Below are 17,509 nucleotides of genomic sequence, written 5' to 3'. Positions count from 1 at the left end.
TGGCCGGCTTCAAATCGGAATGCTGGCCGGAATGAAATCGGAATGGGTGGCCGGCTTCGTTTCGGAATCAATGGCCGGCTTCATCGGAATACGCATCCAAGCAGCAACGGTAGCCTTCCCACCGCCGTATTCAGTCGGAAGGTCAACTTCCGGATAGAGGTGAGCCAAGCGCTCCAACGCCCTCTCGCGCATCCATTCGCCATAGTATTTGACGTCCTCTGCGAGCCCCTCGGCATTGCGATAGAACTGCCGGTCCTTGGCGCCCGGATGGATGGGCTGCCGGTCCTTGAACTTGGGCGGGATCTCGATCATCGCCTTGCCGATCATCACCGCGACCGGGTTCAAGTCCGAACCGTAAGCGGGCAGACCGAGACGCTGCGCCTCCAGCGGGATCGACCCACCGCCCGAGAACGGATCATAGACCGGCGGCAACTCGCCGCCGCAGCTCCTGCGAATTTCAGCGCGGGCGCGCTCGAGCACTTCCTCGTTGGTCGAGTTCTCCCACTTCACCAGGTCCTCGATGATGGCGAACAACCGCTTGCGTTCGGCCTCCTGCGCCTCGGGCGTGGGGAAGTTTTTCGGGTCGCTTGACGGATCATCCACGAGTTGGGCGAACAGCACGGCCCGGCACGCAGCCAGCGGTCGCCGCGCCCACCACAGATGTAGGGTGCTGGGGTGCCCATGCCGGATCGACTTTTCGCGCACCGACGCCGCATTGATCGCCTCCAGAGGGATCGCGACTTCAATGAGCTTTTTCTTGTACTTATTCTCGGACATCGGATTCTTTCTTACTTAAGTCGCGCGAGTATCGAGGTGTGATGGCAGCCAACCGACCAGAACATGCTGGTCTTCGTCCAACCACGTGAAATAGAGCCTGAAACAGAAGCGCTCTTCGCGGCTGTTGCCCTTTTTGAGATGGCGATCGAGCAGGAGCCGACTTTTGCCCCATCGCACCAGGTAGGTGTCACCATGTTCACCCCAGCCTGCGCCTGCGAAAGACGGTTGCTCGTCGATCCCCAAATGCATGCACTTCGCGTCATAGGCCGCTTTAGCGGCGTCACCGCCGTCCCGACGCATCGGCACGTAGAAGTCCCGTAGCAACAGCAGAGATTGATAGATCAGAGGGACATCGTCCAACTGCGACTTCTTTATCCCTTGGAATGCCCGGCTATGGAGCTCGACTGAACCCGACAGATGCTCACGACACCAAACCTCGAAGCCATCGAGGGTGTCCGGAAGTTCTGGTTCAGGCTGCGCGGATTGAGCCAGACGACTTTCGAGCAAGGAAATCCGATGCCGCAAAAACAGATTGCTCTGGCGCTGCTGCTCGGCTTGCTGTTGTGCTTCCTCACGCTCCTGATCAGCAAGAACAATATAGCTCTCTTGCTCTTCCTTGATCTGCTCAAGCGACGAGGTCAGATCACGAATTTCCTGTTCGGCGAGTGCCAACAGGTCGCGGTCCGACTCACCCTCGATGCGCGCGGTTTGACGTCGCAGTTCGCCCGCAACCCGCTTCGCTTCCAGGAACGGTGGCAATTGCCGCTGGCTGTCACCTCCACTTACCGTGCGGTTCAGCGTTTGGTTGATTAGGAATGCACTGTAGGCCTGTGGGCCACCTGCCCAATTGGCAATCCTGTTGGGCAAACCGAGAGGGTGCGCTGCCGCCTCGTCGAGCGCGGGATCAAAGCCTGGTCGATATGTCCTCACCGCCTGCCGGTAAACGGACAGAGCCTTGCCCACCTGATCGGTCAGCCGAAAACTCGCAGCTTGGGAGACTATCGCAACGTGTGCAGCTCCCGCGAGACGACGCGCAACGTCACGAGCTGGGATGATCGTATCCGCCCAGTTGGTAGAATTCTCTGGCAGCGAAAACACGATGACGTCGCTTCGACGCTGCCCATTCCAAAGCAACTTGCAAAGTTCATCCGCGTCATCCTCCGATTCGACCAGCATCGGTTCAGCGGAAATATTGATGCCATCGAGCCAAGCTCGACCCGATTCCACGACCTCCCTCACAAAACTGGGAACGGAAGCGTCGAACTCAACAAATTGCCCACGTGACACGCATTGCAGCCTCGTACCGAAAAGCACTCGCCCGTCGGCTTGTGGCGCCAAGGCGATTTCGGTCGTCCATGTGCGTTGCGGGACATTCTTGTCCGCATCATCGATGCGCGCAGCCCAATAGCGCGGCGTATCGATTGATATGGCTTCAGTTCGCTGCGACCCAATATCATCGATCACGAAGGATTTTCCGTCGTGGGCGGGTCCTGGTAGCGCTCGCCCTGAACGCCGCTCCATCCATCCGAGTATGGATTGCATCAGATCATTGAATGCTGAAGAATTTGATCCAGCATCGACCAGCAACGTACACTGGCTTACTGGCTGGATTGCCGGTCGCGGCAACCGGCTAGCAGTTAATCGCTGCAGCAATGACTCCCCCATGATCCTCTCCCCGGTAAGTTTCATCTTGGAGCTTCCGCACGTTCGAGCAGCCGCGGCAGGTGAAACTGGATTGCGGTTTCAAGGAACGACGGTTCCCGTTCCACAAGCGGGCCACGCACATAGCGTGGCGCGTGGGCGAAGCCTGCGTTGACGGAGACGATTGCCAGAATGAACTTCTCCGGCTCGTGTAGCGAAGTAATGACCTCCTGGCGCGTGACCATCACGCTGTCCGCGCCGTCGATGCGCCCCTTGACCTCGATGAAGCGTAGATGCCCCGACCTCGGATCATGGGACGCGATGTCGTAGCCGATCTTCTGGGCGGAGACGTCGGCCGGCTCGTTGCCCAGCGCGCGCTCGGCCGCCATGACAGCGGCCATCGCCGCAAGCTCGATCTCGCGGCGCGCGGCCGGGTCTTCCGCAAAATGGTTCGGAATGCTCGGCGCCTGGCGTTGTTGCAGCAGACCCCGGGGGATGACGACCATGCCGCCCCGCACACGCGGGGGCTGCGACGAAATGAAACGCTCCCGCTCAAGCTGGTCCATGCGGCGCTTCTGCCGATCCGCCAGGTCTTCGGCCCGGCGCTGCGCGTTCTGCCAGTTCACCCGCGTCTTCTTGCCAGCGCGCTCCTCCTCCTTCAGCTCGAAGGCGCGAGAGTCCCAGTAATTGATCTCCTTTTTGAGGCGGGCGCGCACCTCCTGCTCGACCTTCTCGATCTCGGGCAGACGCCGAGCCTTGACCTCAGCGACATGACCCTGGGCCAATTCGACTGTCGCAAACCGGATCGCGGCTTTCTCCAGATCAGTGGTCAGCCAACTCTCGTCCAGAAGGTCGCGCACGATGGCGACCTCTTCCGGCTTGGCCGGCCGCAAGTTCAAATGCGGCGCGATGCCGGCGTTGACGGTGTTCCCGGCCTTGTCGATCGCGGCGAACTGGAGGCGCTGCGAGATCACATGCGGTTTGCCTGCGCTGGTGACGCGCCCGTCCTGGACCGTATGCTCCAGCAGGAAAATCGCCGACAGCGCATCACCCGCATCGGTGTCGTCCACAAGGATCGCGCCCTGCCGCATGATCTGCTCATACTGCTCGCGGATCAGGCTGATCACGGCGTCGAGCAGCGGGTGGCCTGGACAAACGAAGGCGGCAACCGGCTGCTGGTTGATCTTGTCCTTCTCGAAGCAGATGCGCTCGTACTGTGTCTGGAGCGGCGCGCCGGTTCCGATCTGACGATCCCGCTCGCGGATGCGCACCGGGACATGCGTGACCTCCCAACGCCCTTCCTCCCGGCGTTTGATCTTGCCACCCAGATGCTGGAACGCTTCGACGAAGAAGCTCTGGATGTGGTGGGGCTGTAGGCGCAGCGCCTCGGCGCGCTCCATTTCGAGCCGCAATTCCTCGACCCTCGCTTCCGGCATGGTGTCGTTGGTCAGGGCGCGGCGGCGTAGCAGCTCGAGCAAGTGCGCCTGATCGACCGCACCATCGACCTGCTGGAAAAGACGCGCTTTCACGTCCTCCTGCTCGCCATACTGGATCGCCTCGAACAACAGATCCTTCAGCGCCACGCCGTCGAACAATTCGCCGAGCACGTCATAGACACGGCCACCCAGCGCCTCGCGCGCAGCTTCCAGTTTCTCCAGCAGCCGCGCGTAAACCTCGCCTTCGCGCGTATCGGCCGCGACGAGATTCCAGAGGTGGCAGACCTCCATCTGGCCGATGCGGTGGATGCGGCCGAACCGCTGCTCGATCTTGTTCGGGTTCCACGGCAGGTCGTAATTGACCATGAGATGGCCGCGCTGGAGGTTCACGCCTTCGCCTGCCGCGTCGTTGGCGATCAGGACCAGCATGTCCTTGTCCTGCATGAAGCGCTCGACGACCTTTCGCCGCTCTTCACGCGACACGCCGCCGTGGATCACCTCGACGGCCTCGGGGTTGCCAAGCCGCGCCCGGACCTTGTCGAGCAGGTAGTGCAGCGTGTCCTTGGGCTCGGTGAAGATGATCAGCTTGCGGCGATTGCCGGCCGCGTCGATCATCAAATCGTCGTCGAGGATACGATTGAGCTGACTCCACTTCGTGTCCACGCCCGAGCGTAGAACGCCGAGCGCCATCGTCTCCAGCCCCTTCAGGGTCTCGACTTCCAGGGCGAGTTGCTCGACCGTCTCGGCCGTCGTCGCGCCTGTCGAGATCAGGTCCTCAAGCTCGTCGATCTCCTCCTGGCCATACTCCTCGATGTTCCGCAGCATGTCGGCGTTGATCGCGGATTCCGATGCGCCGGCCCGGCGGCCCTTGGCGGCAAGGCGCGCTTCGCCCAGCTCGTTTTCCAGCCGCTCGCGGCGGCGCTTGAGGGACTGGTAGATGGCGGCCGGAGACGAGGCGAGACGCCGCTGAAGAATCTGCAAGGCGAAACCGACATTGTTGCGCTTCTTCCCATCGCCCTCGGCGAAGCGCTGCACGCGGTTCATCTCGGTGCGCACATACTCGGTGACAGCGGTATAGAGTGCGGCCTCCCCTTCCGAGAGCTGATACTTGACCGTGCGCGCCCGCCGCTCGGGGAACAGCGGCCGACCATCGAACTTGAGCAGTTCCTCCTTGGTCAACCGCCGCATCATGTCTTCGGTGTCGGCATAGTGGACACCGTCGCGGAACCGGCCCTCGAACCGATCGCCATCGAGGAGCGCCATGAAGAGCTGGAAATCCTCTTCCTTGCCGTTGTGCGGCGTCGCCGACATCAACAGCAGATGGCGGCAGACCTGGCCGAGCTTCTGGCCGACCTGATAGCGCCGCGTATATTTGACCTCCCCGCCGAAATAGGTGGCCGACATGCGGTGAGCTTCGTCGCAGATAATCAGGTCCCATTCGCGCGCGCTCATGAGCTTCTCCTGAAGCTCCTCGTTGCGCGCCAACACGTCGAGACGCACGATCAGCCGATCCCGATCGCTGAATGGATTGCCCGACCGCGAGTTCTCGATCATGTCGCGGGAAAGGATGTCGAACTCGAGATTGAACTTCTGGCCGAGTTCGTCCTGCCACTGCTCAACCAGGCTGCCCGGCGCAACGACGAGGCAGCGTTCCAGATCGCTGCGGGCGATCAGTTCCTTCATCAGCAACCCAGCCATAATGGTCTTGCCGGCGCCGGGATCATCGGCAAGGAGGAAGCGCAGCGGCTGGCGCGGCAGCATCTCGCCATAGACCGCCGAGATCTGGTGCGGCAGCGGATCGACCAGACTCGTGTGAATCGCCAGATACGGGTCAAAATAATGCGCCAGCTTGATGCGGTTGGCTTCCGTCACCAGGCGCAGCAACGCGCCGTCAGCATCGAACGACCACGGTCGGCCGTTCTGCTCGACCTCGAGGCGGTGCTCATCGTCGCGGTAAAGAACAGCCTCGGCCACAGCGCCGTTATGATCGCGGAAAACGACATTGATCGCCTGGTCGCCGATCCAGTCGACCGAAATCACATGCACAGGCTGCGCCGAAGCGACACCGCGCACGGACGCGCCGTTCTTTACCTCCTCAAGCCTTGCCGCCATTGCTCGGCTCCCCCCAGTCCTTCATAGCTGAAGCTCCGCCTTCTCAAGCGCCGCTTCAGTTTCCTTGCGGTTTATTGTTACGATGTGCTGTGTATGTGCGCTCTGTTTCGCAGCGTCACCAAGCAAACCCAGGCGCTTCAAAACATAAAAGAGCATGGCGTAGCGAACCGAGAGCACGCCATTTCCCTGGTCCAGCCCATAATCCTTGGCGACGACCTTCTTCTGGCTCGCCGTAAGCCCCGGATGGGGGCCGATGATGACATCGAAATAATTGTTCCAGAGCCAATCCCGATCCCCGGCCTCGCCGGGCTCGCCCTTCACACCGACGTCGAGGATGCGCGGCAGCAGGAAATCCTTAAACTTGTGTTCGAGGTGGCAATAGGCCCGCGCGTGCCAGCGGAAACCATCGTACCCGAAGGCATGCGGCGTGATCCGCCGCCAAGTGGGTTCAGGCCGCAACTTGTTCATCGACTGGTAGAAGACGTCGACTGAGGCGCCCTCCCGGCTCGCGTCGAGAACCTTCCGCAGAACCTTGATGTCGATGTCCCGCCTGGGGGTCAGCGCCACATCGGCGCTGGGAAGCGCCGCGATCCACGAGTCGCTCGCGGGCACAGCCCCTTCGGCAACCGAGCGTAGCTGCGACAGATAGATGTAGGGGTCCGGCTCAAGGAACCGCAGCACGAATTTTTCGGCGGCGACGTAGCGCTTGGCGCGGGTGTCGTACTCCATGTTGCCGGGCGCCCGCTCCTGATAGAGCGTCAAATCCTTGGAAGCCTGCGGAACCGACACGCCGAACACCTCGACAAGGTCGGCCCGGTTGATCGAGCCCTCCCAGAACAGCCGAAACTCGATGAACTCGAGTCGGCGTCCCACCCCCCACTTCAGCGCTGTCGCGGCTTCCGCCATGTGCCTTGCCTCGCCATAATGAGGATAAAAACTATATGGACAACCCATCGCAGTCCGTGTAATTAGTATTCCCATAAGGGGGATTCGTCAATGGTCTATCGGTCACAACCATCGGTGCAAAGCGTGCAGCGGCACAGCTTGATGGATCGGACCTCTGGCGCAGCGCACACCCGCGCCCGCGAGCTTCTCGTCCTCCCCCGCCTCGACACCACGCCGTCGAAATCGGCATGGATCGGTCTCGTCGATCTATCGCTCGCCGATCTTCCCAGCCTCGATGTCTCGCATCTGCCCGCCAGCCTCACGGCCGCGCGCACGGGAGTGGACAACGCCCAGACACGCGCGATCTTCGCCGCCGAAGCTGAAATCATCGCTGCTGCGCAGACGCGGCTGACCTGGCTTGCACCCAGCCGCGATGAAAGCGCCGCCGGGACCGTGCTCCGGGAAGAGGAGGCGTCCCTCTGGACCGGCTCGGCTGACGACCAGCCCCCCGAACTGGACGTCGTCGCCCCGGTGCAAGGAGGCCGGGAGCGCGGACTGATCCTCCACAAGCTCATCGAAGAGGTGCTGACCGGGGAAACCCCGGAAGCCGAGGCGGCGCTGATTGAGCGGGCGGCCGATCTCATCCGCTCGCTTGGCCGGTCGCCTGTCTCCGATCCAGCCACAGGGCTGTCGGCCGACGAACTGGCGGCCTGTGTCGCTCGCACTTTGGCCCTGCCTGACATCGCGGCCTTGCGACCCGGTCTCCTGGCCGAATTTCCCGTCTATGCCGCCCAGGCGAATGACGGCTTGGAAACCGCGACGGCCGGGATCGCCGACGCGCTGACAGTTGGAAAAGGTGGCCAGCCAGTCGTGGTGGTCGACTGGAAGAGCGACGTGAACCCCGACGCTCAGACGCTCGATCATTATCATGCGCAGGTGCGCGCCTATCTGAACATGACGGGCGCCGAGCGCGGACTGATCGTGCTGATGACGAGGGGAACGGTGATTGCCGTCTCGCCTTCGCCGCAGACCGTGTCGGCCTGACGGAAGGCGACCCGATGGCCTCCCGCACGCGTTCCAACGGCCCCAACCAGGACGACCTTTTCAATCCCGAGGTCGAACTGCTCTTGCCGGCTCGGCTTGTCATCGACGGCAAGGTGCTGGGGAGCCCGGTTCGTCAGTTGGCCGTTCCTGCGCGCCGGGTGCGTTGCCGGCTTCGCCCCTTCGCTATCCGCCGTGTCAAAGGTTACGAGACAACCCTGGAATCCGGCGAAATTCTAAAGGTCATCAGCGCAAAGACGGCCACGCCGCTGGAGGCCGATCTCATTCTGCTCGTGCCCGGCGCAACGGAGCCGGAACAGATCGTCGAAGCACTCGAACTGGGTGCAGGCCGGTGGATGAATGCTTTGCCGATCGGCATCGACACGCTGGATCGTTCCGCGCGCGTCGAGCGGCTCCAGGCGGTTTCTGCCTCCTGGATCGACGCCATTCATTTGCGCGAAGGACGGGCTGCGGCCGATGGTGTGCCGGCGCAGCCTGGCTTGCGGCGGCCCCAGATCGGCGCGCTTCATGCCGCGCTTGCTCATGCGACGCGATCGACGGACCCTGCCACCATCGTCATGCCGACGGGTACGGGCAAGACCGAGACTATGCTGGCGCTCAACGCCAACCGGCGGTTCGAGCGCCTGCTGGTGGTGGTCCCCACCGATGCTCTACGCGAGCAGATCGCAGGCAAGTTCGAGACCTTCGGCGTCCTGAAACAGCAGAAATGTCTCGATGAGACCGCAGCCTTTCCGTTGGTCATGCGGCTCTCGCACATTCCGGCGAGCGAAGCCGAAGTCGATGAAATCTTCGACAGCGCCAATGTCGTCGTCACCACGATGCAGATCGCGGGCCGCGCCGAGGCGCCGGTGCAGGAACGGATGGCGGCCCGTGCCTCCGCACTTTTTATCGACGAGGCGCATCACATCGGGGCACGGACGTGGAAGTCCTTTCGCGGGCTCTTCGCCGAGCACGAGCCGCCCATTCCGGTAATCCAGTTTACCGCCACTCCGTTTCGTGAGGATGGCGGCCGCGTCGATGGGGAGTTCATCTACACCTACCCGCTGAAGAAGGCGCAGCAGGAAGGCTATTTCAAGCCGATCCGCTTCGAGGCCGTATTCGGGCTGGATCAAGCCGACGCCGACCGGGCAATCATCGACAAGCTCGGCGAAGTGCTCGCCTCGGACGTGGACGCCAGCCTCAACCATCTGGCGATGGCCCGTTGCAGCACCATCGAACGCGCCAAACACCTGCATAGCCTCTATGCGGCGGCCTATCCGGACTACCGGCCTGTCATCGTCCACAGCCAGCAATCGCTGAAGGAGCGGCGCGAAAATCTGGCAGCGTTACGCCGCTTTGAGAGCCGGATCATCGTATGCGTCGATATGCTCGGCGAGGGCTTCGACCTGCCCGAGCTGAAGATCGCTGCTTTGCACGATCATCACAAGAGCGTGGCGGTGACAATCCAGTTCGTCGGCCGCTTCACCCGCCAGGATCCGACCCTGGGTGATGCGACGGTGATCGCCAATACCGGCATCGACGATGTCGATCGCGCGCTGGCCAAGCTCTACGCCGAGGACGCCGACTGGAACGCGCTGGTGGAGGCGCTCAGTTCGGCAACGATCGAACGGCAGGTTCGCCGCGCCGAGATGTTCAAAGGCTTTTCGGGGGATCTAAGCGACATTCCGCTCCAGACCCTCGAGCCGAAAATGAACGCGGTCCTCTACCGAACGTCCTGTGACGCCTGGGATCCGTTCCGTGCGGAGGAACTCTACAATCCCGGCGTCTATCTCGGTATGAAACTGAACCCGCATCAACGGGTCGCGATCTTCGTGACTCGGGCTGAGGAACAGGCGCGCTGGACCTCGGCGCAGCAGGCAGTGAACGTCACCTGGGATCTGCACATGCTCCACTGGGATCAGGCCAGTGGCCTGCTCTATATCAGCAGTTCCGCCAAGGGACCGTTCGACCGCCTGGCAAAGGCGGTTTGCGGCGATACGACGCGCCGCGTGGAAGGCGAGGAGGTGTTCCGCAGCCTCCACGGTTTCAAGCGACTCATCCTGCGCAACCTCGGCCTCACCCACCATCAGGGGCGCGGCGTCCGCTATTCGATGTATATGGGCGTGGACGTCGCCGACGGCCTCGACAGCGCAAAATCCCAGTCGCGGATCAAGAACAACATCTTCGCCACCGGCTTTCTCGACGGCGTGCCGGCCTCACGCGGCTGCTCGGCGAAGGGCAAGTTCTGGTCCAGCGCCAAGGTCCATGACCTGACCGACTGGGTGGACTGGTGTCAGGATGTCGGCCGCACGGTGAACGATCCCAGCATCACGACCGACGGCGTCTTCAAAAGCGCGATGCGCCCCCACCAGATCAGCCAGCGCCCGGCTGTTCCGCCTGTGGCGATCCATTGGCCTGAATCTTTGATCACCCAGTTCGAGGAGCGGATCGAGATCTCGTTCGGCGATGAGCCCGTAACCTTCGCGGAATGTGATATCGAGTTGCTCGATAACGCTCGTTCGGGACCACTGCGCTTCGCCGTGCGGAGCGATGAGCACGCGGCCGAGTTCGAGATCGTCTTCAGCGACGGGCATGCCCGCTACCCCCAGCGCGCCGGCCCCAAGGCGACGATCAAGATAGGCAGCAAGGTGCAGACGCTTTCGGAATCCTTCGGTGAGGATTCGCCACAGATCGACTTCGGCGATGGCTCGCTGCTCATCTACAGCCATCTCTACACCCTGCCCGAAGGCGAAACGATCGAGCCATACCCGTCCGACAAGATCGAAGCCTGGGATTGGTCGAAGGCCAATATCCGCGTCGAGTCGCAAGGCACGAGCAAGCGCCCAGACTCAGTCCAACGTCTCGTCATCGACGCGCTGTTGGCGGACCCCGATCCCTATGATGTGATCTTCGACGATGATGGCAAAGGCGAGATCGCTGATGTCGTGGCGCTGCGAATAACCGACAGCGTCGTTTCCGTGACCCTGTATCACTGCAAGTATTCGGGCGCGGATACACCAGGCGCGCGACTCAGCGACCTCTACGAGGTTTGCGGCCAGGCTCAGAAGTCTGCTCGGTGGCGCGACCGGCCAGGCCGCATGCTTCAACACATGTTGAGGCGCGAAAAGATACGCCGGGACCGTGGTCTCAGCTCTCGGATTGAACAAGGCTCAGCCGCCGCGATCAAGAAACTCAAGGTCGGGTGGCAAGATCACCGCTTCGAGTTCGACGTCCGCATGGTGCAACCTGGACTATCCCGGCAAGCAATCGGTGAAGAAGGCTTGCACCTGCTTGCGGGAGTCGAGACCTATTTGCTCGAAACCCGCGCCATGAGGCTGAAAATTATTGGTAGTGAATGATGCCGTAGGGCATCGGCAATATTGTTGAGATGTAAGTTTTTATCACGCCGTGGGGGCAGGCTTCGTGTCATCTTTTGGGTTCACCTTTTTGTCGCGCAAGGCGCTGGGCCAGGCTGAGCAGATGATGTTCGGCGGCGCAGCGGGGGTGCGCGATGAGGTCGGATTCCTCATCGTCCACCAGCGCTATGCCGATCACTTCTTCCCCGGCACGTCGGTTCTGCACACACGGCTGCGCTACGCGCTTCTCATCCCCTGGCTTTACCAAAGCCTTCGGACGAAGCGCCCTGTCCCCAAGGACTTTGGCCAAGCCTTCTCCGATCTCGAACATGAGCTGACCGGCCGCCTCAAATATATCGATGGGGTGGGCGGTGAGAAAGATGGCGTGATCGGAGGCGAAGTCTTCCCCCGCGTGATCAGCCAGCCGCCAGCCTATGTCTATTGGACGGCTCTCGCTAAATGGGGACTGATCAGCGCCCGCCCTGATGGCCGGCCGTGGAGCCGCCCGGATATGGCGAAGCTCCTGGCAGCCTCCGGCAAACGCGCCCTCCATGACGATGACGGGAAGCCCTTCGAGACAGTGGCCTGGCCAATCTCGGGGTTGATCGATGCCCCCGGCGACTGGGATGGCGGAGGAAAGCTTACACTCGACCTTTTGCCGCCGGAGCAGATCTATCTCGCAACCAAGCTGCGCGCCGTTCGCTCGCCGACTGATCCGGGCGAGCCATCGCTCTTGTCGAAGCTGGTCGGAAAGCCTCTCGGCGAGGCCGATCACTGCTGGGACAGCGAAATTCTCGCACTTGCCGGTAAGGAGGCCGCCATGCTGAAGCGGGCCGGCCAGGCGGCGGCGCTGTCCGCGATTGGCAGGGCAATTTATGCGGCTCAGGTCGAGACACTCAAGGAAACACGCGACAAGCGACCACAGCCAAATTTGCACCGCGCCGCGCTGAAAGACGCAGTCGAGCAATGGGGCTGGCTGGCCGCCCGGCTGGATATGGACCTGTTTCTCGCCGAAATCGGGCACCTCCCGCCTGCGGTTGAGGGCGTTTTGAAAGAAACTTCGGCCTGGGTTCGGGCAAATAGCAAGGATCCGATGCCGCTGCTCGACGTGTATGCGCGGGCGGAGGTCAGCAGGAAGGATGATCGCGCGCGTCTCGCCAGCAACCAGTTCGGCGTCGATCGGCGCATGGAATGGCAAGGCGAGCGCCATGGTCGCGCAGAGCCGCTCCATTATCGCTGGGGGAATGTGAAACGGCTCCTGCGTGACCTGGAAGCTGTTGCATGAGCGATCGGCAAGCTTGGCACGGCCAACCCTACCTCGACGAACTGCGGCCCGGGCGATTGGAGACGGTCAAGCTCGCGTTGTTCGCGACCTACTCGGTCGACCTGTCTGCGGTCGCCGCGGCGTTGCTCGCCCTGATTGGTCGTAACAATGACAAGGGCAGTGGAACGGCCGTCGATTTTGCCGAAGCGATCGACAGGCTGCGCGATCACGTCAAGATCATCATCCAGCGCGGGCGGATCGCGCGCCCGGTCGCTCTCCCCCGGATCGCGGGCATCCTCGATCAGTTCATCGTTGAGCAACCCTACGATGAACACGAGCGTAGCTGGCATCCGAAGATTGCTTTGGTTGCCTATAACTGCCCCAAAGGGGAAACCCGCTGGAAGCTCTGGATTGGCAGCCGGAACCTCACGCGATCTCAGGATCTCGACGCCGGCGTTTTGCTGGACGGCAGCGAAAAGCGCGCGAAGGGGCGGGTTCGGCTCCCTGGCGTCGGTGCTCTCGGGAGCACTCTCGCACGCTGCGCATCGCGCGAGGATGCCGATGACATCTCGGAGCAACTGGAGGCGATCTGGTGGGATGCGCCAGACGGTTTTCGCCTACTCGGCCTCCTAAATGGGCTGGATGAAGGTGTTCCCTTGCCAGCGGGGCCGCCATCCGGCGCGGTCGATGGCATAACGATCATCAGCCCGTTCCTGTCGCCCGACTTTCTGAAAAAGGCGGGTAACTGGGGGGCGGCTGGTTCCAGGACGCTGATTTCGTCGATGCCGGCTCTCGCCGAAATAGCCAGCCGATCCAGAACCTCGCTGACGGATTTCTCGAAAATCCTGGCCTATGCGGCGCCCGACGTGCTTGCTGACGAGTCCACGCTCGCTCTGCCCGGCACCGAACCTGTGGCCGAAGATGATGTGGAGCCGGCGCCCCTTGCGCTCCATGCAAAGATCTTCTGCTTCCACTCGGGCGAGAAGACCATCTTGAGGGTCGGGAGCGCCAATGCGACCGAAAGGGCGTGGTCGGGGCGCAACTCGGAAATCATGGTCGAACTCGAGGCGGGCGAAGCGTTCGCTTCCGGCCTGGCGTTCCTGGTCGGTAAAGCGACGCCTGTCACCATAGAGGAACTCGCCGCCACGGACCTGCGCAGCACAAGTGCCGCCGATGCTCTGGAAGAGTCGCGCAAGATGCTCATGGCCTCCTGGGATCCGGTTCTGCGCCGCGATGGGGATTGCTTCTCTATCGACGCGCGAGCGGTTCCTTCGCTCGCCTACCCCGACCATGTGCTGCATGCCGGATCTGCAAATGGCGATCTGCTGCCTTGGCCGACCGATGCCTTCAACCTCGGTCTTGGATCGATCCCGTTGTCACTCCAGTCTGCCTTCATTCAGGTCCGGATAAGCGGCCCAGACGGCGCTTTACGATGGATGCAGCGCGTCACCGTCGATCCGCCTCTCGAAGAGCAGCGGGATCTAGCCGCGCTGGCCAGCCACATGGGGCTTCGCGCGTTTCATGACTGGATGCGTGCGATGCTCGGCGGCGACACGCTTCCGGTCGGTGGCGGTGCATGGGATGAAGATGTCGGATCGCGGGGCAACCGCCCCCAAAGCCTGGGTTATGACCGCCTCACATTGGAGGATATTCTCACGGCTTGGGCACGCGACCGAAAAGCCTTCGGCCGGGTCGATCGCCATTTTGCGCCCTATGTGGATGCGCTTCTCGCCCACGGCGAAAATCTGAGCGAAGCGGAGAGAGCTGACTTGAACGAACTCGCTCAGATCTGGGCCATCGCGCGCACCCGGCTTGCCTCATGAGCGCAAGATCGAAACCCTTCCAGGCCGCGACGGTCAGGGCTGCAACTGTCGCCCTGTCGGGAGGCAACCCGCTGCGCCGGTTCCTTGTCGCGGACGAAGTCGGCCTCGGGAAAACCGTCGTCGCCCGAGACACACTTGCGGCGCTGGCGAGCACAGCGCGCAAGTTTACCGTCTACTATATTACGAGCGGGCTCAAAGTCGCGGACCAGAACAAGGTCGAACTGCTGCGCTTCCTCGAGAAGGACGAAGCCAAGGACGCACTCTCCGTCATCGACCGCGTCGGTCTCATTCCGTTCGAGGAAAAGCGCAAGGGAAAGCTGCGGCTTTATGCCTTTACGCCGACCACATCATTCTCCAGCTCGCAGCGCCTTTACGGCGGAAAGGCAGTCGAGCGCGCGTTCATCAAGCTCCTGTTGGACGAACTATACCCCGGCCTGACCGCCGCCTTTCCTGAAGGCTATGTCGAATATGGCGCAACGTCCGGCTGGCGATGGGCGTGCGAGGAGGCTCAGGGCAAATTCGACAATGTCTCCGCCCTCTTCAAGGCGGCCTATGGCCGAGCGTTGCGCGCGGAATTTGGCAAGCCGGCCCGCGAAAACATTCTGCACGCGATCGATACGAGCAAACATGGTCAGAGCTTGGGCCGGATGCGGAAGGCGCTCGCTCAAGCCGCTCTGGATTCCGCCCCGCCCGATCTCGTAATTTTCGACGAGTTCCAATGCTATCGCGAACTGCTCAATGCAGGTGCCGATAATCCCCTGGCGCGTCAACTGCTGGCGGGAACAGATGGCGGGACGCCGCCGCCGATCCTCCTCCTGTCCGCCACGCCCTACCGTTTCTATGCCGAGCGCTGGGAAAGCGGCGCTGGGGCTGCCCCTCATGTCGAATTTTTCGAGATTATCGAATTTCTGGGCGGGTCGGCTGTACGCGCCGAGGCCGAATCCCAATTTCGTCGTTTTGGCGATCTGTTGCATTTGATCGGCCACCTGCCGCCCGATAGCCGCACGGCGGCGATCGAAGAGGCCCAAGCGCTCAAGCACCATCTCGAGGCGCTTCTCACTCCACTCATGTCGCGGACCGAGCGTCCGGTTTCCGACCATGCCGGAGAGCCTGCGCCGCCGTCCGTAAGGATCGAGCCCCACGATCTCGACGTCTATCGCCATTTCACCGACCATGTGTCGCCCAAGCTCGCAGGTAGCGCGATCGCCTACTGGCTGTCAGTGCCACTCCCTGCGCAAGCGTTGGGGGACCGATACCAGATTTCTCGCGACATAGATTTTCCGGCCACGCGTAGCGTCCCCCGGCTCGGAGTCACCAATTGCTTCAAGCCGCCCAAAGAGGGTTGGGGAAGCGCCAAGCTCCGTGCCCTCAACGGCCTTGTGCCAACGGAGGCCCTTGCCCTCCCGTGGGTGTTGCCGTCGCTGACTTGGTGGGCGCCTTCCGGGCCATGGGCAAAGGTAACGCAATCGCCCAAGATGCTGATCTTCAGCCGGTTCAGGGCCACACCGCAAAGCCTGGCAGCCCTTGTCAGCCTTGAGGTCGAGCGCAAATGCGTGGCGAAAAGCAATCTTCCCTACGCTGCCGCGTGGAAGAAACGCCACCTGAACCCGAAGCCGAACCAAGGCCCCACGCTCGCCCTGTTTCACCCGAGCCCTTTCCTGATCCGCGCTGTCGATCCCCTAGATGTGAAGGGCAAGGCTGCGATCAAGCAGATCCGGGCCAGGGCGCGGCAGCAGATCATTCAGGCGCTGCCCCCGTCCATCGCGCCGGAGGCTCCGAATGCGCGAAGCAACCGACGGCGCAAACCGGCGTGGGCGATCCTCGCGGCCATTGAGCGCGCGCAAAAGGCGCCGCTGGCTCGGGAGTTCGCGGCGGTCCAGAAGAACTGGGGTCGAGTCGCCCCGAAGGATGCAACACTTCAAACCTTGCTCAAGCAGCGCCAAGAGGCCGAGGCGATCACCTGGCTAAGCCGGTGGGAGATGGACGCTCTGGTGGATATGGCTCTCGGCGCCCCTGGCGTCGTGACGGGCCGAGCACTCTATCGCCACCTTCCTGAGCTTTTCGATTACCAGGAGCAGCATTTCGCGCGGCTTGTGCGCTTCTGCTGGACGAGGCTGCGCACCTATCTGGATCGCCCCGTTTTCTGGTCGATCTTGCCCGGTGACGACGCCACGCAGAAATATCAGAGTGCGTGCGTTGATGGCTGCCTGGAAGCCGTCCTCGACGAACATTTCTGGCTGCGCAAATCCAAGGTCAATCCTGATGGACTGATCGAGGATCTGTCGGCGGCGCTCGCAGCGAACGTGGGCACTTTCGGGTTCAAGGGCGCGAAGAAAAAGGACAAGATCCGTATCCGTTGTCACGCTGCGGTGCCGTTTGGGGGCACTGAGACAGAGACGCATCGGCAGGATCATGACGTCAATGAACCGCCACCGGCGCGCTCTGAGGAAATCCGCAGCGCGTTCAATACGCCGTTCTGGCCCCATGTCCTGGCAACGACCTCTGTCGGACAGGAAGGCCTCGACTTCCATAGCTGGTGCGACCGGCTGGGCCACTGGGATCTTTGTTCCAGCCCGGTTGACCTGGAGCAACGAGAAGGTCGCGTCCAGCGCTTCGGCGGACTGACTGTCCGACAACCGCTCGCCCGAAAACTAGGCGAGCAAGCGTTGGCGCAGGCACGCGGCCAAGCATCGTCGCCGTGGGATATTATCGCGCGCGACGCCGACAAGGCGTTCGCGGACGACAAAACCGGCCTCAGCCCCTGGTGGGCGATGAAAGGTGCGGAACTGAAGCGACATTTGTTCGCGCTTCCCCAAAGTCGCGATATTGATCGATTCGCAAAGTTGAGGACGCAGAGGCTGCTCTATCGCCTTGCTTTGGGGCAGCCGGACCAGGAGGATCTTGTTGATCTCCTGACCCATCACGACGTGGAAACGACGCGGTCGCTGCAAGCATTGACCCTCGATCTGTCGGCATTCTCACGACAGAAGCACCGCGATGAATAACGTGCGTGCCGGCCGGCGCGTCCGGCACGCACGTCCTGCTCATGCGGGGCAAGCGCCCCCTCATGCGGCTGGCTATATGTGGACCAGCCTGGTGGGCTTCATGCGGGTTCGCCGCCATTCCCACCACCATGCTTGATCCGCCCCACGGTGCGGCTTCTCCCATGGTCCC

General features: G+C 62.1%; 9 protein-coding genes. 5 read left to right on the top strand and 4 right to left on the bottom strand.

The features are described from left to right. Positions 1-9 precede the first annotated feature (9 nt). The 4 genes from CRO48_RS19480 to CRO48_RS19465 are packed head-to-tail and all read right to left on the bottom strand — an operon-like array spanning position 10 to position 6,872. Complete coding sequence (locus CRO48_RS19480) at positions 10-777, bottom strand: DUF1156 domain-containing protein (RefSeq protein ID WP_245423575.1); 768 nt, start codon at positions 775-777, stop codon at positions 10-12. A 15-nt stretch (positions 778-792) separates the two neighbouring features. Continuing rightward, the gene (locus CRO48_RS19475; protein ID WP_141402076.1) at positions 793-2,466 is read right to left on the bottom strand and encodes a hypothetical protein; all 1,674 of its coding nucleotides are present in this window, start codon (positions 2,464-2,466) and stop codon (positions 793-795) included. Beyond that, positions 2,463-5,966 carry a helicase-related protein gene (locus CRO48_RS19470; protein WP_097141527.1) on the bottom strand — a complete coding sequence of 1,168 codons (3,504 nt, stop codon included), beginning with the start codon at positions 5,964-5,966 and terminating at the stop codon, positions 2,463-2,465. The genes CRO48_RS19475 and CRO48_RS19470 overlap by 4 nt, the downstream gene beginning before the upstream one ends. A gap of 21 nt (positions 5,967-5,987) precedes the next feature. After that, the gene (locus CRO48_RS19465; protein WP_097141526.1) at positions 5,988-6,872 is read right to left on the bottom strand and encodes a WYL domain-containing protein; all 885 of its coding nucleotides are present in this window, start codon (positions 6,870-6,872) and stop codon (positions 5,988-5,990) included. Positions 6,873-7,013: 141 nt separating this feature from the next. On the opposite strand from CRO48_RS19465, the gene CRO48_RS19460 reads away from it, so the two are divergent. From CRO48_RS19460 to CRO48_RS19440, 5 genes are all read left to right on the top strand, one after another. Beyond that, on the top strand, positions 7,014-7,895 hold the full coding sequence (locus CRO48_RS19460; RefSeq protein WP_342588283.1) for a PD-(D/E)XK nuclease family protein: 882 nt from the start codon (positions 7,014-7,016) through the stop codon (positions 7,893-7,895). Between the two features lie 353 nt (positions 7,896-8,248). Continuing rightward, positions 8,249-11,251 (top strand): DEAD/DEAH box helicase, encoded by a 3,003-nt coding sequence (locus CRO48_RS19455; protein ID WP_245423576.1) that lies wholly within the window; start codon positions 8,249-8,251, stop codon positions 11,249-11,251. Positions 11,252-11,339: 88 nt separating this feature from the next. Continuing rightward, complete coding sequence (locus tag CRO48_RS19450; protein ID WP_245423574.1) at positions 11,340-12,533, top strand: DUF6361 family protein; 1,194 nt, start codon at positions 11,340-11,342, stop codon at positions 12,531-12,533. Further along, complete coding sequence (locus tag CRO48_RS19445; RefSeq protein ID WP_097141524.1) at positions 12,530-14,335, top strand: phospholipase D family protein; 1,806 nt, start codon at positions 12,530-12,532, stop codon at positions 14,333-14,335. Before CRO48_RS19450 ends, CRO48_RS19445 begins: the two co-directional genes overlap by 4 nt. Beyond that, positions 14,332-17,340 carry a helicase gene (locus tag CRO48_RS19440; protein ID WP_097141523.1) on the top strand — a complete coding sequence of 1,003 codons (3,009 nt, stop codon included), beginning with the start codon at positions 14,332-14,334 and terminating at the stop codon, positions 17,338-17,340. Before CRO48_RS19445 ends, CRO48_RS19440 begins: the two co-directional genes overlap by 4 nt. Positions 17,341-17,509: the final 169 nt, after the last annotated feature.

Source organism: Rhizobium subbaraonis (genome assembly GCF_900220975.1).
Lineage (GTDB): Bacteria > Pseudomonadota > Alphaproteobacteria > Rhizobiales > Rhizobiaceae > Mycoplana > Mycoplana subbaraonis.
The sequence above is the reverse complement of the archived record's forward strand: the minus strand, read 5'-3'. Positions and strand labels throughout refer to the sequence as shown.

Bases quoted from the DNA above. Each gene is read 5' to 3' on its own strand.
- CRO48_RS19445 (WP_097141524.1), top strand. From the start codon at position 12,530: ATGAGCGATCGGCAAGCTTGGCACGGCCAACCCTACCTCGACGAACTG.
- CRO48_RS19460 (WP_342588283.1), top strand. From the start codon at position 7,014: ATGGATCGGACCTCTGGCGCAGCGCACACCCGCGCCCGCGAGCTTCTC.
- CRO48_RS19465 (WP_097141526.1), bottom strand. From the start codon at position 6,872: ATGGCGGAAGCCGCGACAGCGCTGAAGTGGGGGGTGGGACGCCGACTC.
- CRO48_RS19455 (WP_245423576.1), top strand. From the start codon at position 8,249: ATGAATGCTTTGCCGATCGGCATCGACACGCTGGATCGTTCCGCGCGC.
- CRO48_RS19480 (WP_245423575.1), bottom strand. From the start codon at position 777: ATGTCCGAGAATAAGTACAAGAAAAAGCTCATTGAAGTCGCGATCCCT.
- CRO48_RS19440 (WP_097141523.1), top strand. From the start codon at position 14,332: ATGAGCGCAAGATCGAAACCCTTCCAGGCCGCGACGGTCAGGGCTGCA.
- CRO48_RS19475 (WP_141402076.1), bottom strand. From the start codon at position 2,466: ATGAAACTTACCGGGGAGAGGATCATGGGGGAGTCATTGCTGCAGCGA.
- CRO48_RS19470 (WP_097141527.1), bottom strand. From the start codon at position 5,966: ATGGCGGCAAGGCTTGAGGAGGTAAAGAACGGCGCGTCCGTGCGCGGT.